The sequence below is a fragment of the Amycolatopsis sp. NPDC000009 genome (assembly GCF_055563465.1).
In genome coordinates, this window is sequence record NZ_JBVHDI010000026.1 from 65,138 (window position 1) to 88,025 (window position 22,888).

At 70.7% G+C, this 22,888-nt stretch carries 14 protein-coding genes; 5 read left to right on the forward strand and 9 right to left on the reverse strand.

What is annotated here, in order from left to right; all coding sequences use genetic code 11:
- Positions 1-4: 4 nt before the first annotated feature.
- Both ACZ3HL_RS40020 and ACZ3HL_RS40025 read right to left on the reverse strand, forming a co-directional pair.
- Positions 5-4,027, reverse strand: a complete 4,023-nt coding sequence (locus ACZ3HL_RS40020) for a beta-ketoacyl synthase N-terminal-like domain-containing protein (protein ID WP_465536871.1) — start codon at positions 4,025-4,027, stop codon at positions 5-7.
- Positions 4,024-10,320 carry an SDR family NAD(P)-dependent oxidoreductase gene (locus ACZ3HL_RS40025; RefSeq protein ID WP_465536872.1) on the reverse strand — a complete coding sequence of 2,099 codons (6,297 nt, stop codon included), beginning with the start codon at positions 10,318-10,320 and terminating at the stop codon, positions 4,024-4,026. The genes ACZ3HL_RS40020 and ACZ3HL_RS40025 overlap by 4 nt, the downstream gene beginning before the upstream one ends.
- A gap of 302 nt (positions 10,321-10,622) precedes the next feature.
- On the opposite strand from ACZ3HL_RS40025, the gene ACZ3HL_RS40030 reads away from it, so the two are divergent.
- Complete coding sequence (locus tag ACZ3HL_RS40030; protein ID WP_465411864.1) at positions 10,623-11,423, forward strand: SDR family oxidoreductase; 801 nt, start codon at positions 10,623-10,625, stop codon at positions 11,421-11,423.
- A 2-nt stretch (positions 11,424-11,425) separates the two neighbouring features.
- The gene (locus ACZ3HL_RS40035) at positions 11,426-12,391 is read left to right on the forward strand and encodes an aldo/keto reductase (RefSeq protein WP_465536874.1); all 966 of its coding nucleotides are present in this window, start codon (positions 11,426-11,428) and stop codon (positions 12,389-12,391) included.
- Between the two features lie 228 nt (positions 12,392-12,619).
- On the opposite strand, the gene ACZ3HL_RS40040 is transcribed toward ACZ3HL_RS40035, so the two are convergent.
- The gene (locus tag ACZ3HL_RS40040; protein WP_465536876.1) at positions 12,620-15,196 is read right to left on the reverse strand and encodes a glycoside hydrolase family 3 protein; all 2,577 of its coding nucleotides are present in this window, start codon (positions 15,194-15,196) and stop codon (positions 12,620-12,622) included.
- 159 nt (positions 15,197-15,355) lie between these two features.
- Positions 15,356-15,571 carry a hypothetical protein gene (locus ACZ3HL_RS40045; RefSeq protein WP_465411867.1) on the reverse strand — a complete coding sequence of 72 codons (216 nt, stop codon included), beginning with the start codon at positions 15,569-15,571 and terminating at the stop codon, positions 15,356-15,358.
- Positions 15,572-15,710: 139 nt separating this feature from the next.
- Here ACZ3HL_RS40045 and ACZ3HL_RS40050 point away from each other — a divergent pair, with 139 nt between their 5' ends.
- Positions 15,711-16,517, forward strand: coding sequence for an NmrA family NAD(P)-binding protein (locus ACZ3HL_RS40050; protein ID WP_465536878.1), 807 nt, complete (start codon positions 15,711-15,713; stop codon positions 16,515-16,517).
- On the opposite strand, the gene ACZ3HL_RS40055 is transcribed toward ACZ3HL_RS40050, so the two are convergent.
- Entirely contained in the window at positions 16,507-16,875 is a 369-nt protein-coding gene (locus ACZ3HL_RS40055; RefSeq protein WP_465536879.1) for a hypothetical protein, read from the reverse strand. The two genes, ACZ3HL_RS40050 and ACZ3HL_RS40055, sit on opposite strands and share 11 nt — an antisense overlap.
- A 7-nt stretch (positions 16,876-16,882) precedes the next feature.
- Here ACZ3HL_RS40055 and ACZ3HL_RS40060 point away from each other — a divergent pair, with 7 nt between their 5' ends.
- Positions 16,883-17,242: a hypothetical protein gene (locus ACZ3HL_RS40060; RefSeq protein WP_465536882.1), complete on the forward strand. Its 360-nt coding sequence runs from the start codon at positions 16,883-16,885 to the stop codon at positions 17,240-17,242.
- Here the strand turns inward: ACZ3HL_RS40060 and ACZ3HL_RS40065 are convergent.
- Positions 17,223-17,705 (reverse strand): RrF2 family transcriptional regulator, encoded by a 483-nt coding sequence (locus tag ACZ3HL_RS40065; RefSeq protein WP_465411871.1) that lies wholly within the window; start codon positions 17,703-17,705, stop codon positions 17,223-17,225. The genes ACZ3HL_RS40060 and ACZ3HL_RS40065 overlap by 20 nt on opposite strands.
- 108 nt (positions 17,706-17,813) lie before the next feature.
- On the opposite strand from ACZ3HL_RS40065, the gene ACZ3HL_RS40070 reads away from it, so the two are divergent.
- Entirely contained in the window at positions 17,814-18,545 is a 732-nt protein-coding gene (locus ACZ3HL_RS40070) for an SDR family oxidoreductase (RefSeq protein WP_465536884.1), read from the forward strand.
- Positions 18,546-18,614: 69 nt separating this feature from the next.
- Here the strand turns inward: ACZ3HL_RS40070 and glpD are convergent, their stop codons facing one another.
- The 3 genes from glpD to ACZ3HL_RS40085 all read right to left on the reverse strand — a co-directional run bounded on the left by glpD (position 18,615) and on the right by ACZ3HL_RS40085 (position 22,749).
- Complete coding sequence (gene glpD / locus ACZ3HL_RS40075; protein WP_465411873.1) at positions 18,615-20,327, reverse strand: glycerol-3-phosphate dehydrogenase; 1,713 nt, start codon at positions 20,325-20,327, stop codon at positions 18,615-18,617.
- A 5-nt stretch (positions 20,328-20,332) separates the two neighbouring features.
- Positions 20,333-21,850 (reverse strand): glycerol kinase GlpK, encoded by a 1,518-nt coding sequence (gene glpK / locus ACZ3HL_RS40080; protein ID WP_465411874.1) that lies wholly within the window; start codon positions 21,848-21,850, stop codon positions 20,333-20,335.
- 77 nt (positions 21,851-21,927) lie between these two features.
- Entirely contained in the window at positions 21,928-22,749 is an 822-nt protein-coding gene (locus tag ACZ3HL_RS40085) for an MIP/aquaporin family protein (protein WP_465536887.1), read from the reverse strand.
- Between the last annotated feature and the right edge of the window lie 139 nt (positions 22,750-22,888).

Below are 22,888 nucleotides of genomic sequence, written 5' to 3' on the forward strand. Positions count from 1 at the left end.
GCTCTCACCCGCGGTTCCAGGCCACCACATGCCCGGGGATTCCGGCGAATTCCACCCCGATACCGATTTCCTCGGCGAGCCCGGCCAGCTCGCCTTCCGCCCGGATCGCGATCCTGGGCGGCGTCGCGGCCGGTGCACGGACGAGGGCGACCGCGACCTCTCCCGTGGTCGCGACGGCCACCTCCAGCGGCGGCAGCGTCCGGCCGTGGAGCCCGGTCACCCTGGTCCCGTCGGCACTCACACGGAGTTCCGCCGGGTACACACCGTCCAGGCCGGGTTTCGCGCGGACCGCGTCCTTGATCGCGATCCGTTCCAGCAGCCAGCCGCGCTGCCGCCGGGGCTCGCAGGCGGCGAACTCGGCCCGTTCCGCCGCGCCGAGGTAGATGCCGGCGTAGATGTCCCGCGCGGCCGGGCTCGGCCATCGGTCGGTGACCAGCGTCCAGCCGCCGTGGTGGTCCTCGGAGAGCCGGTGCCGGTCCGGGAAGGCGTAGACCCGGTGGGCGGGCCGGTCGCACGGGAACCGGATGTCGCGCCACTGCTCGATCCTGGCCAGCACGGCGCCGTCCAGCACGAGTTCCGCGTCCATCTCCAGCACGTCCGGCCGGGGCAGCCGGACCCGTACCACGCACCGCAGCCGGGTGCCCGGCGGCGGTTCCGGCGCGTACCAGGTGATCCGGCCCATCGACGTCGGGAACGCCAGCAGCGCGTCCGCCTTCGTGGCCATCAGCCAGCAGCCAAGGAGCTGGCCGACGTTGTCCAGCAGCGCGCCGGGCGCCGTCGGCACGACGAGGTCGCCGCGGATATGCCGTTCACCGAGCCCGACGAGTTTGTCGAGCCCCTGGTACGCGGGGCCGTGGAACATCTCGCGGCGGGTGTAGATCTCGGCCGCGGTCAGCGGTGGCGCCGTTTCCGGTCCCGGCGGCGGGGACGGCCGGGGAGCCGTCGGATACCGCTGCGCCAGATGGACGTCCATACTGGCGTGCGGTCCTATTTGGACACTGATGCGGTCACCCTCGCGGGTCATCGACAGCGGCACACGCACGGCGGGGGCGGCGATCAGCCACCGGGAGAACGCCGCGTTGCTCACCCCGGTCGCGACCGTACCCGGCCAAGCCCGTTCGGCTTCCCGGCAGGCCAGGTCGACCAACGTCGTCGCCGGGACCGTGGGCCGGAAGTCGGCTTCGTCGGGCCAGCCCTCACGCTGGCGGAAGAACCGGTGATCCACCAGATACGGCATCGTCGCGAGCGAGACGTCCACAGTGGACTCGAAGGTCCGGCGCGCCGCGGCGTTGGCGACACTCGCGGCGGCTTCCCTCGTCTCCGCGAGCAGCGCGGTGAACTCCGCGACGATCGCGTCCGGGATCCCGTCGGCCAGTTCGGGAACCGCGCCGTCGAACATGCCCTTGACGTCACCCTCGACCGAGAGCAGCGTGCCGGCGGTGTCGATCCGGGTGCGGCGCGGCTCCAGTACCTCGAACGCGGGCCGCCCGCCCTCCACCCAGAACGCGGTGGCGACCCGGCGCAACTGCGCGAGACCGGGCCGCGTACCGGACGACGCCGGGATGACCAGATGCGGCCGCGAGCCCAGCGTGTCCGACACGAACGAACCGAGCTGCCCGGCACCCGCCTGCACGAAGACGCGCGCGCCGTCGGCGTAGAGCGCGTCGACGAGTTCCCGGAACCGCACCTTGCGCACCAGGTGCGCCAGGTACAGCTCACGGACCTCCACCGGATCCGCGGGATACGGCCGCGCCGTGGTCGCCGACCAGACCGGGATCCGCGGCGGCTTCAGGTCGAGTTCCGCCGCGAGCCGGGTGAACGGGCCGAGCCGGGACCGCATCAGCGGGGTGTGGAACCCGGACCGGAACGGCAGTGTCCTGGCGACGACACCGTGCTGCGTGCACAGCTTGGCGAGCCTGGCCGCGGCGGCCGGGTCACCGCAGACGATCGTCTGCCGTGGCGCGTTCTCGTGGGAGATCATCAGCTCCGGTTCGGCCGCGAGCAGCGACTCGGCACGCTCGGCGGAACAGCCGAGGACGAGGAACTCGGCGTCCGGGAGCGTGAAACCCCGCGGCCAGTACCGGTCCAGCATGTCCTCGGTGGACAGTCCCGGGTACATCCCCGCCGCCTGCATCGCGGTCCATTCGCCGACGCTGTGCCCGGCGAGCAGATCCGGTTTGACGGCGAGCCGCCGCAGCGCGGTGTCGAGCAGCAGCCCGACCTGGGACACACTCGAAGCGCGCGAAAGGACACTCGTCGTCGACCACTCCGGCCGGTCGAGGCCGAAATGCCTGGCGACGTCGGCGCACCGTGGTTCCGCGTCCGCTTCGAGCCCCGGGTAGACGAACGCGGTCTTCGCCCCGGCCTGGTCCAGCAGGGGCGCGGTCGTGCACCAGATGTCGTTGGGGCCGTGCCAGGAACCGCCCTCGGCCGTGACCTTGGCGAGCACCCTCCGCGCGACTTCGAGCCGCTTCTCGTCGGGCCGGACGATCCCGATCCGGCACGGGCCGTGCCCACCGGATTCCGGCTCCGGGCGGTCGAGCAGGACGCGCAGTTCCCCGGGGGAAGGTGCCGCGAGCAGCAGGACACGCTCGGGTTCCCCGGTCACCTTGGCCCGGCGCGGCCGCGCGGGCGCCGGGTCGGCCTCCTCCAGCACCACGTGCGCGTTGACGCCGCCGAACCCGAAGGCGTTGACCGCCGCCCGGCGCGGGACATCTCCCGAGCGCCAGCGCTCGGCGGTGGTCAAGGCCCGGAATCGTGTCTTGTCCAGGAGCGGACTCGGATCGGCGCAGTTCAGGGTGGGCGGCAGGATCGCGTGATGCAGGGCGAGCGCCGCCTTGACCAGCCCGGCGGCCCCGGCGGTCGGCATGGTGTGCCCGATCATCGCCTTCACCGCGCCGATCGCGGCGCGGGGTCCGTCCGGCGGGCCGAAGACCTCGGCGAGGGTGGCCAGTTCGGCCGCGTCCCCGGCCGGCGTCGCGGTCCCGTGCGCCTCCAGCAGGCCGAGCGCGCCGGGCTCGGTGGGATCGAGCCCCGCCGACGCCCACGCGCGGCGCAGCGCCAGGGTCTGACCGGCCACGGCCGGGCTGAGCAGGCTCGCGCCCTTCCCGTCGCTCGACGTCCCCGAACCGCGCAGCACCGCGTAGACCCGGTCGCCGTCGCGGCGCGCGTCGTAGAACCGCTTCAGCACGACGATCGCGGTGCCCTCGCCGATCAGCAGCCCGTCCGCGTCCCGCGAGAACGGGCTGATCCGCTGGCTCGGCGAAAGGGCGCCGAGCTGGGTGAACATCGACCAGAGCGTGTCGTCGTGGCAATGGTGCACGCCGCCGGCCAGCACGACGTCGCAGCGGCGGCGCGCGAGTTCGCCGATCGCCTGGTCCACGGCGAGCAGCGAGGACGCGCAGGCCGCGTCGACGGTGTACGCGGGGCCGCCGAGGTCCAGGCGGTTGGCGACCCGCGACGCGGCGAGGTTCGGCACCAGCCCGATCGCGGTGTCCGGCCGGAATTCGCCGAGCGGCTCCAGCAGCGCGTCGCGGAGCCTGTCGAGCATCTCCGGACGCGCCGACGGCAGCAGCTCCCGGACCGCGCCGGTGATCTGGCGGACCGACCGGACCCGCTGGTCGAACCGCTGGAGCCCGGGCGAGAGGTAGCCGCCCCTGCCGAGGATCACACCCACGCGTTCGAGGTCCCCGAGCCGTCGCAGGCCACCGGCGTCGTCGACCGCGGAGGCGGCCACGGCCAGCGCGACCAGCTGGTCCGGCTCCATCCCGGCGACGCTGCTCGGAGCGATGCCGAGCGCCGTCGCGTCGAAGTCCAGGCTGTCGGCGACGAATCCGCCGCGCCTGCCATACGTGCGGTCCGGCGTGCGGCCGTCGCCGTCGTGGAAACTCGGATCCCAGCGGTGTGGCGGGATCTCGGTGATCGCGTCGGTACCGGAGACGATGTTCTGCCAGTACTCGTCCACAGTGGACGAGCCGGGGAGGAACACGCCCATCCCGACGATCGCGACCGGCTCCTGATTGCTCACCACAGCGACGCCGTGTACAGCACCGAGCGGACGTCGGCCGGTCCGTAGGCCAGCTCGCGCAGGAGCGCGGCGGTGCCTTCGTCCGGGTCGATCAGCGCCACCTCGCGGCGCTCGTACTCGCGTGCCAGCTCGGGTGACACCATGCCCGCGTGATCTTCCGAGGGCGCCCACGGTCCCCAGTGGACGGTCAGCGCCCGGCAGCCGGTGCGTTCCGCCCACTGCTCGCCGAGGGTTTCGAGCGCGTCGTTCGCCGCCGCGTAGTCGGTCTGGCCCCGGTTCCCCAGCACCGCGGCGATACTGCCGAAGAAGGTCACGAACCCGGGTCGCACACCGAAATGCTCCAGTGCGTCGAGCAGCGCCCTGGCACCGTCCACTTTGGTCCCGTAGACCGTGCGGAACGAGTGTTCGTCCTTGTCGGCCATCAGCTTGTCGTCGATCACCCCGGCCGCGTGGACGACGCCGTCTATCCGGCCGTAGCGGGTGTGCAGATCCTTGACCACCTGCCGGACGGCGGCGGCGTCGCGCACGTCGAGCGACCGATAGGCGGCGACACCGCCCGCCGCGCGGATCTGGTCGAGCGTCCGCGCGATCTCGCGCTGGGCCAGCACGGTGCGCACCCGGCGTTCGATGTCCGCGAGCGAGCCGCCACGCGCGGCCAGCGCCGAGCGCATACCCGGCGCGTCACCGGGAAGGTCCTCGTCGCCGGGTTCGGCCGGCCACGGGGTGCGGCCCGCCAGCTCGATGCGGCATCCGCTCGCCGCCAGTGCGACCGCCGCCCGCGCGGTGATCCCGCGGGCGCCGCCGATCAGCAACAGCACCGAATCCGCGTCGAGGCCCAGTGCCTTGACCTCTCCCCCGCCGGGACCGGCGCCCGCATACGCGATCGAACCGAGCGAGCCCGCGGACGGCTCGAACGCCGCACGTCCCGCGGTGTCGTAGCGAACGGCCACCGGGCCGTCGGCGATCACCTCTTCCAGCACTATCCGCGCGAGGTCCACTGTGGACTCCAGCTCGACCAGTCTGGTCGGCTCGCTCCGCTCCCGCGCCGCCGCCCGGACGAGACCGCGCAGTCCGGCGGTGTGTCCGGCACCCGGCTTCGCCACCACGACCACCGCACCCTTGGCGCTCTTGAGCAGGCCGAACACCTGTGCCGCGACGGGTTCCTCGGCGTCCGCCAACGGATTCAGCACGACAACGACGTCGGCTTCGGCTCGTTCTCCCGGCACGGCACCCGCGTCGGCGAACACCGCGCGGACCGATTCAGCCAGCTCCTCCTGGCCCGGCTCGGCGCTCACCGCGACCGATTTGCCGCTCATCTCGGCGAGGTCGGGCGTGCCGAGCGGCGCGGACACGCGGTCGAGCAGGTATCGGCCCGGCGCGGTTCCGGCCGGTGTCTCGGCGGGAACCGGGGTCGCGGCGACCGGCGCCGCCGGTTCGAGCCACTTCCGCAACCGTGCGGCCAGCGCGCTCGCCGTCCGGTCCCGGCTGAGCTGATCTTGGGTGTCGTCGTGCACCCGGCCGGTGAGGCCGAGCTTCGCGAGCAGCGAGCCCGCGATCTCGGTGCGTTTGATCGAGTCGATGGAAAGATCCGCTTCCAGATCGAGATCGGCGTCGATCATCTCGGCCGGATAGCCGGTGCGTTCGCTGATCGCGCCGATCACGGTGGCCAGGACATCCGTGACCGCCGGCTCCGCGACCGGCTCCGGCTCGGGCACGACGACCGGGGCCTCGACCGGCGGCAGCAGCGCGGGCACGACCGGAGCCTGCACCGGAGCCGGCGCGAGCGGCGCGGTGCCGAGGTACCCCAGCATCACGTCCCGTTGCGCCGCCAGCATTTCACGGCTGGTGCGGAGGAATTCGACGACGGCCTGGTCACGTCCGGGCGCGGGCTGGTTCATGGTCGTCCTCGGGATTCGTCGGGCGGGCACGAGCCCATGGGCGGGGACCTGGCCGCCGGGCGCGCGGACGGTCTGGCCGTCCACGGTCCAAGCGGGCTTGGGGAGCGGGCCGACACGGACCCGGCCGCGGAAGAGCCGTTCGGTGCGCACACCGACACCGGTGACAGCCAGGCGCGCGAGCGCGGTGAGGAACCCGCGCAGCCCCGGCCCGCCAGGGTCGCACGGGATCACGGTGTGCGGCCGGTCGCCGAGGATGTCCTTGACCAGCCGGGAAAGCACCTGACCGGGCCCCGCCTCGACGAACGTGCGCGCACCCGCCGAGTACATGTCCTCGATCAGTTCCACGAAGCGCACCGGCGAGCCGATCTGGGCGGCGAGTTCGGCGCGCACCGCACCTGCTTCGTACGGCCGGGCGGTGCGGTTCGACCACACCGCCGGGCCCGGCTCGCCGATCTCGGCGTTGTCGAGGTCGACGGCGAACACGTCGCTCGCCCCGGCCACCAATGGACTGTGGAAGGCGCAGGCGACCGGGATCCGCTTCGCGCCGATCCCCTGGGCCCGCAGTACGCGAACCGCCTCCTCGATGGCGGCCGTCGGTCCGGAAAGGACGGTCTGCCCCGGCGCGTTGTGGTTGGCCAGTACGACGTCCGGGTGATCGAGGGCGGCGGCCAGTTCCTCACTGGACGCCTTCACCGCGGCCATCGCGCCCGGGTCGGCGCCCGCGACTTCGGCGATCGAGCGGGCCCTTGCCCGGCTGAGCGCCACCAGGGTCGGCGTGTCGAACGCACCCGCGACCGACAGCGCGGTCAGTTCGCCGTAGCTGTGCCCGGCCAGCAGATCCGGCCGGACGCCGAGGTCGGCGAGCAAGCGGCAGACGGCCGATTCGACGAGCCCGAGCGCGGGTTGTGCGACCCGTGTGTCCTTGAGCGCCTCGTCCTGCGCGGCGCGGGCGTCTTCGGTGAAAGCGCGCGGCGGGAACGTCGTCGCGGTGACGTCGGGGGCGAGCCTCAGGACGTCGGCCAGTTCGGGGAAGTGCACGAACAGATCCGCCAGCATTCCCGTCCGCTGGCTGCCCTGGCCGGGGAACAGGAACGCGACCGCACCGGCTTCGGCGTCGTCCGCGACGATCCCACCGGTCTCCGCGGCCGCACGCAGTTCCGCGACGTCACTCGCGACGACCGCGAGCCGCACCGGCTCCGGTCCGCCCTGTTCGGCGGCGAGGGCCGCGATCTCCCGCAGCGGACGGCCTTCGTTGGCCGCCAGCAGGTCCCGCAGGGTGGCGCGGGCGGCGTCCACGTCGGTGCCACGGAGCAGGACCAGCTCGGCGTCCCAGTCACGCGGGCCGTGCCGCCGTCCCGGCGGGACTCCCGGGGCGGCGAGCACCGCGTGGAAATTGGTCCCACCGAACCCGAACGCGCTCACCCCGGCGAACTCGCGTCCGCGCGGAACCGGCGTCGGCCGGGCGCCGGTGGAGAAGGTGAAGGGACTGCGCTCGGCGTCCCAGGCGGGGTTCGGCCTGCTCAGGTGCAGCGTGGGCGGCACGACCTCGTGCCACAGCGCCAGCGCCGCCTTCATCAGGCCCGCCAGTCCCGCGGCGCATTTCGTGTGCCCGATCTGGCTCTTCACCGAACCCAGCGCGCACGTGCCCGGTTCGGCGCCCGCGTCGAGGAAGAACTCGGTGAGCGTGGTCAGTTCGGTGGCGTCGCCGACGACCGTTCCCGTGCCGTGCGCCTCGACCAGCGAGACGTCCGCCGGAGACACGCCGGCGTCGTCGTAGGCACGGGCGAGGGCTCGCCGCTGTCCCTCGGGACGCGGCGCGGTGAGACCGAGCGCCTTGCCGTCGCTGGCGGCGCCGACGCCCTTGACCACGGCGTAGACGCGATCGCCGTCGCGTTCGGCGTCGGATCGCCGCTTGAGCACGAGACAGGCGACGCCCTCGCCGAGCGCGATCCCGTCCGCCGACGCGTCGAACGGGCGGCACCGGCCGGTCGGCGACAAGGCGCCCGCCGAGGTGAACATGAGGTAGTCGTTGACGCCGTTGTGCAGATCGACCGCTCCGCACAGGACCATCGAACTCGTCCCCGCCCGCAGTTCCTTCACCGCGAGGTCCAGCGCGGCCAGCGACGAACCGCACGCGGCGTCGACGGTGTAGTTGGCGCCGCCGAGGTCGAGCCGGTTCGCGATGCGGCCGGAGATGACGTTGGCGAGGGTGCCGGGGAACGAGTCCTCGGTCAGTTCCGGCAGCTGGGCGAGGAGTTCCTCCGGGACGTCTTCGAGGTAGCTCGGGAGCAGCGCGCGCAGGACTCCGGCGTTCGCCAGGTCTCCCCCGGCTTCGGCGCCGAAGATGACGCTGGCGCGCTCGCGGTCGAAGCCGCCCTCGCCGTAGCCTGCGTCTTCGAGGGCGCGTCGCGCGGTCTGCAGGGAGACCAGCTGGGCCGGGTCGATACTGCCCATCGATTTGGGCGGGATGCCGTAGGCGAGCGGGTCGAAGTCCACCGGAGGCAGGAAACCGCCCCATTTCGACGTCGACTGGTCCGCGTAGACGTCGGTGTCCCAGCGCTGGTCCGGCACCTCGGTGACGGCGTCCGCACCGCGCAGGACGTTGGACCAGAAGGCCGGGAGGTCGGGCGCCCCCGGGAACACACAGGCCATCCCGACGATCGCGATGTCACCGTCCACAACGGACTCCTCGGCGGGAACGCGGGTGGCGAGGAGCTCCGCCGCGCCTTCGGTGACGTCCCGGTGCAGGGCGGCGATGTCGGTGCGGTCTTCGCGCAGGACGGTCACCTGCCCGGCCATGTACATGCCCTCGGCGAGCTGGCCGAGGGTGTCGACCTCGACGAGCGCGTCGCCGTCCCGCCGGATGCCTTTGCTCGCGATCCGCAGCCGCCCGGTGTTCAGCTCCTCCAGCCGCTGCCAGACCTCCTGCGGCGGGACACCGTCCGCGCGGAGCCCGGCCTTCAGCGCGGCGAACTCGTCGGTGTACGGGCTGGGCAGGCAGCGGGTCAGATGTCCGGGCGCGGTCTCCAGGGTGACCGTGGATCCGGCGTCGAGCACGCGGTCCTGGAAGGTCCCGGTGATGGCTCCGTGGGTCACGGCCTCTTCGGTGAACAGGTACGCGGTGCCCATCAGGACACCGATGCCCGTGAGCGGCTCCGCCATCGCCGACACCATCGCGGCGGACCGGGCGTCGTGGATCCCACCCGCGAACAGGACCTCGACGTCATCGGAGCCGTGTTCGCGCAGGACGTCCAGCTGCTGCTCCCACAGCACGAAACTCGACCGCGGGCCGATATGCCCGCCGCATTCGGCGCCCTCGAAGACGAACCGGCGGATCCCGGCGTCGAGGAACTGCCGCAGGAGGATCGGTGACGGCACGTGGAGGAAGGTCGCGATGCCGTCGGCCTCCAGCGCCTTGGCCTGCGCGGGTTTCCCGCCCGCGATCAGCACGCAGCGTGGGCGGGCCGCCCGGATCGCCGTGAGCTGTTCGGCGCGCAAGTCCTCCGGGACGAACCCGAGGATGCCCGCTCCCCAAGGTCGTTCGCCGAGGGCTTCGGCGGTGCGGCGGAGCAGCTCGGTGGTCTTGGCGCCGTTCGCGGTGGCGACCGCGACGAACGGGAAGCCGCCGTGCGCGGCCACGGCGGCGGCGAACCCGGGCTGGTCGCTCACCCGCGTCATCGGGCCCTGCACGACCGGCAAGCGGGTCCCCAACGTGCGGCACAGCCGCTCGCCTCGGTCCGCGGGGATCGCCGTCGGCACCGCGAGCGACCGCACGACCGACCGGACGGCGCTTTCCGCGTCCTGGAAGCGATTCGCGAGCATCGCGCTGAGCCCGTCGTCGGCCCTGGCCAGTTCGGCGCGGTCGTCGGCAGGCACGTCGGCCTCCGGGAACAGGCCGAGCCCGTCGAGCACCACGCCCGCCGCGCCGCCGGCGATCGCGGCCACCGCCGTCCTCGGCCCGATGCCCCCGTACGCCCACACCGGGACGTCCCCGCCGAACCGCTCCAGCAAGCGCTGCAGCAGGACGAACGTGGTGAGATCCGAGCCGCCCGCTTCGGCTCCCCTCGCCACCAGACCGGAGGCGCCGGCGTCGAGCATCCGGACGGCCTGCTCGACGCCGGTCACCTCGGCCAGCACGGGGAGGCCGGCCCTGCCCCGCCAGACCGCCCCCTCGGCCAGCAGCACGAGCCCCGCGCCGCTTTCCCGCACCTCTTCGTCCCGCACGTGGCGGCCGGCCGGGATCCGGACGCCGAACGGGAACCCTCCGTCCACTATGGACCCGATCGGCACGATCCCGAGACCGCCGCCCCTGGCGACGGCGGCCGCCAGCCCCGGATCGGGACGTCCGAGCGGATTGACGCCGAGTACCCGCGTGCGCGCCGTCGCAAGACTCACCGGCGGACCTCCTGTTCGGCTGGGCTGGTCGAACCTCGCCGGGTTCGGCGATCTTTCAGCGGGATTCCCAAGAAATAACCTACTTGCCGCAGAGAGCGCAATAGTCTCGTGCGAAAACTCGGAAAACAAGGGAACGCGTGCTAAAGTCCGGCGCCGGAAACAAATATGTCGACACCCGAAGAACGGGCCGCTGACCTGCACTTTTATCATCCGCGTCGCATATTTCGACAACGCGTTGCTCACCGGCGTCACAAAACAGAAGAATTGTCACCGAAAGCAGAATCGATAACCATGGAGCGCATGTGGAAGTAACAGGACGGGTCGTCGTGCTGACCGGCGCGGCACACGGTATCGGTGCGGCCATGGCCAGGCGGTTCGCCGCCGAGGGCGCCGCCGGGGTGGTGGTCTCGGATCTCGATCTCGAGGGCGCGGAGAAGGTGGTCGCCGAGATCACCGCCGCGGGCGGTGCCGCGATCGCGCGGCACGCCGACGCGTCGTCCAAAGAGGACCTGAAGACGCTGGTGACCGACGCCCGCTCGGCGTTCGGGGCGGTGGACCTCTTCTGCTCCAACGCGGGTGCCGCGTTCGGGACCGGCGTGCACGCCGCGGACGAGCAGTGGACCCGCTCGTGGGCGATCAACGTCATGCAGCACGTGCACGCCGCGCAGGTCGCGCTCCCCGCGATGCTGAGCCGGGGCCACGGGTACCTGCTGATCACGGCGTCGGGCGCGGGCCTGCTGGGCACCCCGGGCGACGCGCCGTATTCGGTGACCAAGCACGCGGCCGTCGGGCTCGCCGAATGGCTGGCCATCACCTACCGTCCGCGCGGGGTGCGGGTCAGCGCGCTGTGCCCGCTCGGCGTGCGGACCGCGCTGCTGGAACCGGGGATCGCGGCCGGGCACCCCGCCGCACTCGCGATCGCCGCCGCCGCGCCACTGCTGGAACCGGAGGACGTCGCGGAGTCCGTCGTGCATGGGCTGGCGTCGGAGGAGTTCCTGATCCTGCCGCACGAGTCGGTACGGGAGACCTACGCGCGCAAGGCCGCCGGTCTGGACGAATGGATCGACCGCACCATCCTCGAAACCGGCGCGCGGAAGAGGTGACCATGGAGTACCGCAGGCTCGGCGCGAGCGGGCTGTCCGTCAGTGAGATCTCCTACGGCAACTGGCTCACCCACCACGAAGGCGCGGAATGCGTGCAGGCCGCGCTCGACGCGGGCGTCACGACCTTCCACACCGCTGCGGCCTGGGACGGCGGCGCCGCCGAGGAGAACCTCGCCGCGGCACTGAGCCACGCCCGCCGCGACGATCTCGTCCTGTGCACCGGCGTCTTCTGGCCGGAAGGCCCGGGCGTCAACGACGCGGGCCTCAGCCGCAAACACCTGGTCACGTCGCTGCACGGCTCACTCCGGCGGCTGCGCACGGACTACATCGACGTCTACCAGCTGCTGCGGTTCGACTACCGGACGCCGCTGGAGGAGACGTTCCTCGCGCTGTCGGATCTGGTGCGGCAGGGGAAGATCCTCTACGCGGGCACCGCGGAATGGACGGCGGAACAGTTGCTGGAGGCGCGGCCGATCGCCGAGCGGCACGGCGTCCCGCTCATCGCGAACCAGCCGCACTACTCGATGCTCTGGCGGGTCGCCGAAGCCCAGGTGATGCCCGTGTGCGAACGCTCGGGGATCGGGCAGTTCGCGTCGGTCCCCCTCGCGCAGGGCGTGCTGACCGGCAAGTACCGGCCGGGCGAGATCCCGCCGGGCTCACGGGGCGCCAAGTCGGCCGAGGCGCGGCCCTTGCTCCTGCCGGACCTCCTCGAACGCGTCGCCATGCTGCGCGGGGTCGCCGACGAGGCCGGGCTGACCATGGCCCAGCTGGCGCTCGCGTGGACGTTGCAGCACAACACCGTCGCTTCCGTGGTGACCGGCGCGAGCACCGCCGCCCAGGTGACCGAAAACGCCAAGGCGGCAGGCGTGGTGCTGGACCTCGACGCGCTGACGCGGATCGATCACCTGCTGGGCAGTTTCGTGCAGACGGATCCGCGGCTGACCTGGTCGCCACCCGCGACCGGCTGACGCGGGCGGCGCGAACTCGCGTGATCAGACGGACGACATGTGGGCGACCGAGCCCACCGCGTGTCGTCCGTCTGGACACGCGTGTCGTCCAGCCGATCACGCGAGTCGTCCGCCCAGTCACGCGAAGCCGCCGCTCCCCGACGACGCGAAAGCCACTTTCGCAACCTTGAAGGTTGCGAAAGTGGCTTTCGCGTCATGCCGGGCCAGCGACGACCCCCGGCGTCGAGGTCAGCTCAGACTCGAGCAGGGCCTCGCATCGGGATCTTGAGCACCCTTGGGCACCCACCGCACGTTCGCGAACGAAGCGGAGAACTTGCCTTCGGTGTACACCAGGAACGGCGTGTTGACGTTCTCCAGGTCGAGCCCGTTGGCGAAGCACGACACCGGGATCTTCACCGTCGACTTCGGCGCCCCCGCGAGATCGGTGAACAGCTTGGTCGCGTTCACCTCGGAGAAGCACGGGTAGACGCAGTGCATGCTGATCACCGTCCGGGCGGCAGGCGCCTCGTGCACCACGGTGTCGAACTCCAATGCCGCGTCGGCGTTGAGATAGCCCCGCAGATCGTTGGTACCGGCCGGATTCTGGAAGTAGAGCTGCGCCGGCCCGGTGCCGGTCCAGGTCGACTTGAGCCCGTCCTGCTGCACGTTCACGTCCGACTGGACAACGTTGATCTCGGCGTGCGAAGCCGTGCCGTCCGGGCCGATCTCGGTACCGCCCCAGTTCTCCGCCGAGCCGATGAAACCCTTGTACGGCGCGACATCGGTGCGGTTGAACACTTCGAGATCCTCGGTCGCCGTGCCGCCGCCACCGGTCGAGCCGCAGGTCACGGGCCCGGCCGTCTCGTCCAGCTGGCCGATGGTGACGCGCTGCCCGGTCTTGAGGCCGTAGCCGAGTTTGAACAGCGGATCGTAGTCGGCCGAGCCCGCGTTCAGCGGCGTCTGGCACGCGCTCTTCGGCCACGAATACGGCAGCGTGCCCTTGAAGCCGCCCTTGAGCAGGACGTCGGCGACGCCGCCGCCTTCGGTGCCGGGCAGCCAGGCCGCGACGAACGCGTCGGAGCGGTTGAGCTCCTTGTTCATGTACAGCGGGCGGCCGCCCACGTAGACGGTGACGACGGGAGCGCCCTTGCCGCGGACCTTGTCCAGCACGGCCAGATCCTCGGGGTAGAGCTTCGATGCCTCCAGGGTCTTCCGGGTCAGGTCGCCGACGCCTTCCGCATACGGGGTCTCACCGATGACGGCGATGACCGCGTCGTAGCCCTTCGGGTCCGTGTCGCCCTTCTCGTCGAAGGTGACGTTGACGTCGCCGAGCTGCTGTTTGAGCCCCGCGAGGATCGACGTCGCGTTGGGGAAATCGGCGTTCGTGTTGCCGGTCCCCTGCCAGCTCAGCGTCCAGCCGCCGGTCTGGTTCTGGATGCTGTCCGCGCTCTTGCCGACCACGAGGACTTTCGACTTCGCCTTCAGCGGCAGCACGTTGCCGTTGTTCTTCAGCAACGTCTGCGACGAGCGGACGGCGTCGCGCGCCAGCCAGGTCTCCTTCAGCGCCTCGTCGGAGTTGGCGTAGGACCGGTCCGACGGCTTCTGCGACTCGTACAGCCCCGAACGCAGCTTGACGCGCAGGATCCGGGTCACCGCGTCGTCGATCCGCGAAAGCGGGATCTGGCCGCCCTCGACCTGGGCGACGGTGTTGGTGATGAACGCCTTCCAGTCGTTCGGAACCATCACGATGTCGATGCCGGCGTTGATCGCCTGCGGGCACGAAGCGTTGGTACAGCCGGGCACCTGGCCGATGCCGTTCCAGTCGGACACGACGAGGCCGTCGAAGCCCATCTTGCCCTTGAGGATCTGGTTCAGTGCCTTGTCGCTGCCATGCAGCTTGCCCTCGTCGATGCCGAGCTCGGCGTTGGTCCAGCTGTTGAACGACACCATCACGGTCTGGGAGCCCGCCGCGAGCGCGCCGTAGTAGCCCTGGCCGTGGACGTTGATCATCTCGGCCTCGGACGACGGGTTGACGCCCTGGTCCTGTCCCTTGAGGGTGCCGCCGTCACCGATGAAGTGCTTGGCGGTGCCGATCACGCCGTTGTAGCCGATGCGTTTGGTCGAGCCGTCCTGGAGACCGTTGATCGCCTCGTAGCCGTACGCCCTGGTGATCCGCGGGTCCTCGGAGAACCCTTCGTAGGTGCGGCCCCAGCGGTCGTCCTTCACGACGGCCAGCGTCGGCGCGAAGGCCCAGTCCTGGCCGGTGGCACGGATCTGCCGGGCCGTCGCCGCGGAGATGTCGCGCACCAGGCACGGGTCGTGTGCCGCACCGAGACCGATGTTGTGCGGGAAGACGGTGGCGCCGTAGACGTTGTTGTTGCCGTGCACGGCGTCGATGCCCCAGACCACCGGGATCTTCGTCCGGCTGCCCTTCGCGGCTTCCCAGTAGGCGTCCGCGAGTTTGAGCCAGTCCTGCTGGGAAGCGTGCTTGTCCTTGTTCGGCCACGAACCGCCACCGTTGAGGACCGAGCCGATCGAGTACTGCCGGACCTCGTCGGGGGTGATCGCCGCGATCTCGGGCTGCGTCATCTGCCCGACCTTCTCCTCCAGGGTCATCCCTTCGAGGATCCGGGCGATTCGCCGCTCGTCACCGCCCTTGCCCTTGAACCGGCTCTCGACCTTCGGCCAGTCGGCGAGCGTCGGGAGGCTCTTCTCGATCCGGGCGCAGCCGTCCCGGTCGAACGCGGGCTTTCCGATCACGGGTTGTTCGGCCGCGACGGCGGCGGGCGTGGCGACCACGGCCCCGCCAAGCAGTGTGAGACTCATCAAGGCGATCAGCGGACTTCGGCGCGCACGGGCACGTCTTGCCATGGTCTGGTCCATTCTGCGGAAGGCGGGGACCGGCCGATCCTCACCGGACCCGGCGGCCGCGTCAAGAGTTTCCGGACGATACGCCGCCTGTTAATTTTTGCCGTGAACTAAGACTCATCCGGCCACCCGCCGCCGATTGCGTCGCTTGGCGGTATACGGCAGCGCGAACAGGTAAAGGCCGCTGAACATCAGCAGGAAGAGCGGCGGCAGTGGCGTGTAGAGCACCCACTCGGCCGGGTCCCCTTGCGCGACGACCACGAAGCACACGATGACGGTGGCGACGAAGACGAGCGACGTCCACCGGTGGAACGTCCGGATCCCCTTGCTCACGAGAACCTCCTGGAGTCGTTTGCCTGTGGCGAAGACGCTAGGGATCCCCCGGACCCGACGCTTCTCGATTCCTGATCGGTCCGCTTGACCTCCATATTACTTGAGCTTTTAACGTCACGGAAAACGAAGGGAATCACTCATGACCGTCTTGGTAACCGGCGCCACCGGGAACACCGGCCGCCACGTCGTCGCCGAACTCGTCCGCCGCGGGGAACACGTCCGGGCTCTCAGCAGGAACCCCGCCGCGGCACGGCTTCCGGCAGGCGTCGAACTGGTGGAAGGCACGCACACCGCGCCGGAAACCCTGACCGGCGCGCTCGACGGCGTCACCCGGCTGCACATCACCGTGACGGCGGGGCTGGCCGACGTCGGCGCCGACCTGGTCAAACGCGCCGTGGCCGCGGGAGTGCGGCGCATGACCATCGTCTGGGGCGGCTACGTCGGGCCGACGGAACAGGCCATGGCGGAGTCCGGGGTGGAATGGACGCGGCTGGAGCCACAGGAGTTCATGTCGAACGCCCTGACCTGGGTCGACTCCGTCCGCGCCGACGGCGTGGTCCGTGAGCCGTTCGACCTCCCGAGCGCGGTGGTACACGAGGGCGACATCGGCGCCGTGGCCGCCACCGCGCTCGTGGAGGACGGGCATTCGGGCAAGGTCTACAACCTCACCGGCCCGGAAGCGCTGACCACGAGCGAACGGATCGCGATCCTCGGCTCCGGCGTCGGCCGTGACATCGCACTGGAGCAGATCACGCGCCGGCAGGCGATCGACCGGCTGCTGGCCGAAGGTGTCTCGGTCGCGGACGCCGAGTACGTCATCGGCTGGCACAGCGATCCGCCGGTGGAGGCGCGCACCGTGGTCGACACGGTCGAGAAGGTGACGGGCCGTCCTGCCCGCACCTTCGCGCAGTGGGTCGCCGAGCACGCCGACCGCTTCAAGCCGTGAGCGGTCCGACCGCCTTCACGATCTCCAGCACCGGCGCGGTGTGCACCGTGTGGATCGCACGCAGCGCGCCCAGCCGGTGCGTGAGGTAGTGGTGTAGCGCGGCGGGATCCGGGCACAGCGCCTGCGCGGCCAGGTTGGTCGGCCCGGTGGTGGCGACGGCCAGCTCCTCGTGAGTGGCCGGCGTCGTCGCCACCTCGTCGAGGTCCGCCGCCGCGGCGAGATCCGCGATACTCGCCCGGCCGTCGTGCCGCAGGGCGGTGATCAGCGCGTGGTCCGCCGCGGTCGGCGTACTCGCGTCCGGGCTGACGCTCCTGCCTTGGTCGGGCGGGCTGGCGATTTCTTCTTGGGTGGCGGGCAAATGGCTCGTGCCCCGGTACGGATCGCGTATCGCCTTCGCCGGTCTGGCACTGCTGCTGGCGGGAATCCTGCTGGCGACGACGGGACCGCTGCCACTCGCGCTCGGGATCGGCGGACTCGGCCTTGGACTGTTCACCGTGCCGTTCTTCACCGCGGCGCTATCCGTCGTCCGTCCACAGGAGACCGGATCGGCGGCGGGGCTGCTGAACGCGGTGCAGCAGGTGGGCGCGACGCTGGGCATCGCGGTGTTCGGCGCCGTCTTCCTGCACGGCCATTCCCCGATGCGGGCGTTCTCGCTCGCGGCGGTACTGGTGGTGGCGACCATGGTCGCCACCACGTTGATGGCCGCTACCCCTCGGCGGCCTTGAACCACGCGCCGATCCCGGCGAGCGCGCCCGGACCGTAGTCGCCCCGGACGTCGTCGGCCAGATCCGCGATGGTGACGGCACGCAAGGCCGCCCGCCACTGGACTTCGGCGTTCGCCATCGCGCGGCTGATCGCGCACGGCGCCGTGCACGCTTCGGGCGGTGTCGCCATCGGGCCGCGCTGCCGGATCTCGGTGCAGACGAAGGCCGGGCCGGGCCCGTCGATGGCGTCGACGACGTCGAGCACTGTGATCTCCGAAGGCGGCCGGGTGAGGACGTATCCGCCGGCCTTCCCCTGCACCGACCGGATGAGGCCGGCCCGGGAAAGCGCCTGGAGCTGCTTCGCGAGATAACTCGGCGAGACGTCGTGCAGCTGCGCCAGGCGCGCGGCGGGCGCGGGTTCGTCGACCGAGGTCAGCACGACACAGCAGTGCAGGGCCCACTCGACCCCACCGGACATCTTCACCCGGACGACTCTAACCCGCCTCTTGACTCGGACACAATCTGTCCGAGTATTATCTCGGACATTAGTTGTCCGGGTTAACCGGGCGCCATCGAAGAAGGGCACTGGGTCATGAAATTCGCGATCATCGGCGGGACCGGGCTGATCGGTTCGCAGGTAGTGCGCAACCTGAACGAGGCGGGCCACGAAGCGGTGCCGCATTCGCCGTCCACCGGGGTCGACCTGCTCACCGGCCAGGGGCTGGACAGCGCGCTCGACGGCGCCGACGTGGTCGTCAACCTCACGAATTCACCGACCTTCGACGACGCCTCCCCCGCGTTCTTCCGGACGTCGATGGACAACCTCGTCGAAGCCGCGAAGAAGGCGGGCACCGGGCACTTCGTGATCCTGTCGATCGTCGGCGTCGACCAGGTACCCGACCTCGACTACTACCGGGCGAAGACACTTCAGGAGGACATCCTCAAGGAGAGCGGCCTCCCCTACTCGATCGTCCGCGCCACCCAGTTCATGGAATTCGTCGACGCGGTCCTGTCGTGGACCTCCGACGAGACGGCGGTCCGCCTGCCCAGTACGCCGATCCAGCCGATCGCCGCGGCCGACGTCGCCGCCGCCGTTTCCGAGGTGTCCGCCGCGAAGCCGCTCGACGGGACCCTCGACGTGGGTGGCCCGGACGTCTACCCGCTGGACGAGCTGGGCCGGATCACGTTGTCCGCCAAGGGAGACACGCGTCCGGTGACCGTCGACGAGACCGCGGGCATGTTCGCCGCCGTCAAGGGCGACGTCCTCACCACGAAGGACGGTGCCCACATCGCCGAGACCCGCTACCTCGACTGGCTGAAGTAGACGACGAGTCCGTGAAGGCCTCCTTGAGGGACCCAGAGTCCTCAAGGAGGCCTTCACGGACTGACGAACTCAGCTGGGCAGCAGCGCCGGAGCGGCGAGACGGCTCGCGTTCGCCGCTTCGTCGTCCGGCTGGGCCTGCGCGGAGCGCTCCGCCTCGACCCGCGCGAGGTAATTGGCGACCTCGCGTTCCTGCTTGTGCGAGTCCCAGCCCAGCAGCGGCGCCATCAGCTCCGCCACGACCGGCGCCGCCGTCACACCGCGGTCCCGCTCCTCGATGGAGATCCGGGTGCGCCGCGTCAGGACGTCCTCCAGGTGAAGCGCGCCTTCGTGCGAAACCGCGTAGACGACCTCCGCCTTCAGGTACTCCGCCGTCCCCGGGATCGCTTCGCCCAGTTCGGGACGTTCCGAGATCGACTCCAGGATGTCCTCGATCGCGGTGCCGTAGCGCTGGAGCAGGTGCTCGATACGGGCGATGGGCAGCCCCGTGCGCTGCACGAGCGAGTGCCGCGCGCCCCACATCTCGTGGTAGCCCGTCGCGCCGACGATCGGCAGCCGCTCGGTCCACGAGGACGGCGCGGGACGGCCGAGGTCCTCCACCGCGACGTCGACGGCGTCGGCGGCCATCACGCGGTACGTCGTGTACTTGCCGCCGGCCACGATCACCAGGCCCGGCACCGGATGCGCCACGGCGTGCTCCCGCGACAGCTTCGTCGTCGAAGTCGCCTTCGCGGCCAGCAGCGGCCGAAGCCCGGCGTACACGCCTTCGATGTCGTCGGCGGTGAGCGGCGTGCGCAGAACCGCGTTGAGGTGGTCGAGCACGTAGTCGACGTCCGCCTGGCTGGCCGCCGGGTGCTCGCGGTCGAGGTCCCATTCGGTGTCGGTGGTGCCGACGATCCAGTGCCGTCCCCACGGGATGACGAACAGGACGCTCTTCTCGGTGCGCAGGATCAGCCCGGTGTCCAGGTCGATCTTCTCGCGCGGCACCACCAGGTGGATGCCCTTCGACGCGCGCACGGTGAACGGCGCGGGGATGCCCGCCGCTTCGGCCATGTCGTCGCTCCACACGCCGGTGGCCGCGACGACCGTCTTCGCCCGGACCTCGATCTCCGCGCCGCTCTCGCGGTCGACGACCTTGGCGCCGACGACGCGTTCGCCGTCACGGATCAACGACGTGACGCGAGCACGGGTGAGGACGGAGGCGCCTTGTTCGGCCGCGGTCCGCGCGATCGTCATCGTGTGGCGCGCGTCGTCGACCTGCGCGTCGTAGTACTGGATGGCGCCGATCAGGGCGTCGTCCGCGAGGCCGGGAGCGACCTTGCCCGCGCCCCGCTTGGACAGGTGCCGGTGCCGCGGCAAGGCCCGCGCTCCGCCGAGGGTGTCGTAGAGCGTGACACCCGCGCCGATGTAGCCGCGTTCCCAGACGCGGTGCTTGAGCGGCACGAGGAACTTCACCGGCCGGACCAGATGCGGCGCGAGCGTCTGCAGGAGCAGGCTCCGCTCCTTCAGCGCCTCACGGACCAGCTTGAAGTCCAGGTTCTCCAGGTAACGCAGCCCGCCGTGGATCAGCTTCGACGACCGGCTGGACGTGCCCGCGGCGAAGTCACGGGCCTCGACCAGTGCGACGGAGAGCCCGCGCGACGCCGCGTCGAGCGCGACGCCGGCACCGGTCACTCCCCCGCCGACGACGAGGACGTCGATCTCCTCGCGAGCGAGCTTGCGCAGCGTCTCGGCACGGTAGACCGGGGAAAGCGGTACGGGTGTCACTCTGTTCCTCCTGTTCATCGGGCTCACTCGACCTCGACCCAGTCGAGCGTGCGGCCGACGGCCTTCTGCCAGCCCGCGTAGCCCTCGGCGCGCTGTTCGTCCGTCCACGACGGCTCCCAGCGCTTGTCCTCGTTCCAGTTCTGTTCCAGCTCGTCGGTGCTCTTCCAGAACCCGACGGCGAGCCCGGCCGCGTAGGCGGCGCCGAGCGCGGTGGTCTCCGCGACGACCGGCTTCGACACCGGCACACCGAGGATGTCCGCCTGAAGCTGCATGCAGAGTTCGTTCGCGGTCACGCCACCGTCCACACGCAACACGTCGAGCGGGACGCCCGAGTCGTTCTGCATGGCCTCGACGACGTCGCGCGTCTGGTAGCAGATCGCTTCGAGGGTCGCCCGCGCCAGATGCGCGTTGGTGGTGGCGCGGGTGAGGCCGACGATCGCCCCGCGCGCGTCGGATCGCCAGTACGGCGCGAAAAGCCCGGAGAACGCGGGGACGAAATAGACGCCGCCGTTGTCCTCGACCTGGCGGGCGAGGCTCTCGCTCTGCGACGCGCCGCTGATGATGCCCAGCTGGTCGCGCAGCCACTGCACGGCGGAACCCGTGACGGCGATCGAGCCTTCCAGCGCGTACACCGGCTTCTCGTCACCGAACTGGTAGGCCAGCGTCGTGAGCAGGCCGTGCTTCGACCGCACGACCTCGTGCCCGGTGTTGAGGAGCAGGAAGTTGCCGGTGCCGTAAGTGTTCTTGGCCTCGCCGGGGCGGAAGCACACCTGGCCGACGGTCGCCGCCTGCTGGTCGCCGAGCACACCGGTGATGGCGACCTCGCCGCCGAGCGGGCCGTCCGCGCGGGTGACACCGAAGCGGCCGTTGTTCGACGACGGCGCGATCGACGGCAGCATCTGCTTGGGAACACCGAAGAACGACAGCAGTTCGTCGTCCCATTCCAGCGTTTCCAGGTCCATGAGCATGGTGCGCGACGCGTTGGTCGGGTCGGTCACGTGCACGCCGCCGTCGGGCCCGCCGGTGAGGTTCCAGATGAGCCAGGTGTCGGTGGTACCGAAGAGCGCGTCACCCTTTTCGGCGTCTTCGCGGACGCCCTCGACGTTCTCCAGGATCCACTGCAACTTGCCGCCGGAGAAGTAGGTGGCGGGCGGCAGACCGGCCTTCCGCCGGATGACGTCGCCCTTGCCCTCGCGTTCGAGCGCCGACGCGATCCGGTCGGTGCGGGTGTCCTGCCACACGATGGCGTTGCAGTACGGGCGCCCGGTCCGGCGGTTCCACACCACGGTGGTCTCACGCTGGTTGGTGATGCCGAGCGACGCGAGGTCGGCGGCGGTCAGTTTCGCCTTGTTGAGCGCGGTGGCGATGACCGAACGGGTCCGCTCCCAGATCTCGGTGGCATCGTGCTCGACCCAGCCCGGCTTCGGGAGGATCTGCTCGTGTTCGAGCTGGTGGCGGGCGATCTCGTTGCCGCCGTGGTCGAAGATCATGAAACGCGTGCTGGTGGTGCCCTGGTCGACGGCGCCGATGTAGTCAGGCATGATTCCCTCTCTTTTCCGGGGTCCGGGGCGGAGCCTCCGGGCGGGTTCGGGGTTGCACCCCGAAAGGCAGAGTCTCTTTAAGCAACGCGCTCGATGTCCTTGGCGGGCAAGGCTTCGGGTGCCGGTTCGGCGGGCAGGTGACGCTCGATGAAGAACTTGTAGATCGCGCCGCCGATGACCGCGCCGATGACCGGCGCCACGATCGGGATCCACCAGTACGGATAGCCGTATTGGTCGGTGAACGCGGTGTCGTAGCCGGTGAGCCAGGACATCAGCCGCGGGCCGAAGTCGCGGGCCGGGTTGATCGCGTAACCGGCGTTGGTGCCCCAGGCCATGCCGATCGCGACCACCAGGAAGCCGACGACGACCGGGGCGAGGTTCGCGGCGGGCGCGGTGTTGCGCAGGTCGGTGATGGCGAAGATCACCAGTGCCAGAATCGCGGTGCCGATGATCTGGTCGCGGAAGGCGCCCCAGTCACCCACCGGCAGCGTTCCGTTACCCGGAAGGGTGGAAAACACACCCTGGGTCTTGATCGTCAGACCGGGGTCGGCGGCGTTGAGCACCTCGGTGTAGTTCCAGCGCACCAGCAGCGCCCCGAGGAACGCGCCGGCGGTCTGCGCCAGGGCGTACGGGGCGACCTTGCGCCACGAGAAGCCCTTGAACACCGCGAGCGCCACCGTGACGGCGGGGTTCAGATGCGCGCCACTGATCCGTGAAGCCACGTAGATACCCAGCGTGACACCGATTCCCCACGCCCACGCGATGCTGTCGTGGTCCCCGATGCCCGCGGCGACGACTTGAGCCACCACCCCGCAGCCGAACAGGATGAGGATCATCGTCCCGACGAACTCCGCCGCCAGTTCGCCCGCCAGTCCGCGAGCCTTGAGGTTTCGCACCATTGCTTCCTCCACAAAGGACACCGTTGCCCTGTTGAGGCCGAAGTTAAGTTCGGGGAAACCCGGGGTCAACGGACGCCGGTCGGCATTGTCGAACGCCAGGAGACGATGTTCGACATTGTCGAATCAGGGCCGGTCGGGC

What these genes read in the sequence shown, in the direction of transcription:
- ACZ3HL_RS40085 (WP_465536887.1), bottom strand. Translation starts at nt 22,749, where the DNA reads ATGGTGCGAAACCTCAAGGCTCGCGGACTGGCGGGCGAACTGGCGGCG.
- ACZ3HL_RS40070 (WP_465536884.1), top strand. Translation starts at nt 17,814, where the DNA reads ATGAAATTCGCGATCATCGGCGGGACCGGGCTGATCGGTTCGCAGGTA.
- ACZ3HL_RS40050 (WP_465536878.1), top strand. Translation starts at nt 15,711, where the DNA reads ATGACCGTCTTGGTAACCGGCGCCACCGGGAACACCGGCCGCCACGTC.
- glpK (WP_465411874.1), bottom strand. Translation starts at nt 21,850, where the DNA reads ATGCCTGACTACATCGGCGCCGTCGACCAGGGCACCACCAGCACGCGT.
- ACZ3HL_RS40035 (WP_465536874.1), top strand. Translation starts at nt 11,426, where the DNA reads ATGGAGTACCGCAGGCTCGGCGCGAGCGGGCTGTCCGTCAGTGAGATC.
- ACZ3HL_RS40040 (WP_465536876.1), bottom strand. Translation starts at nt 15,196, where the DNA reads ATGAGTCTCACACTGCTTGGCGGGGCCGTGGTCGCCACGCCCGCCGCC.
- glpD (WP_465411873.1), bottom strand. Translation starts at nt 20,327, where the DNA reads ATGAACAGGAGGAACAGAGTGACACCCGTACCGCTTTCCCCGGTCTAC.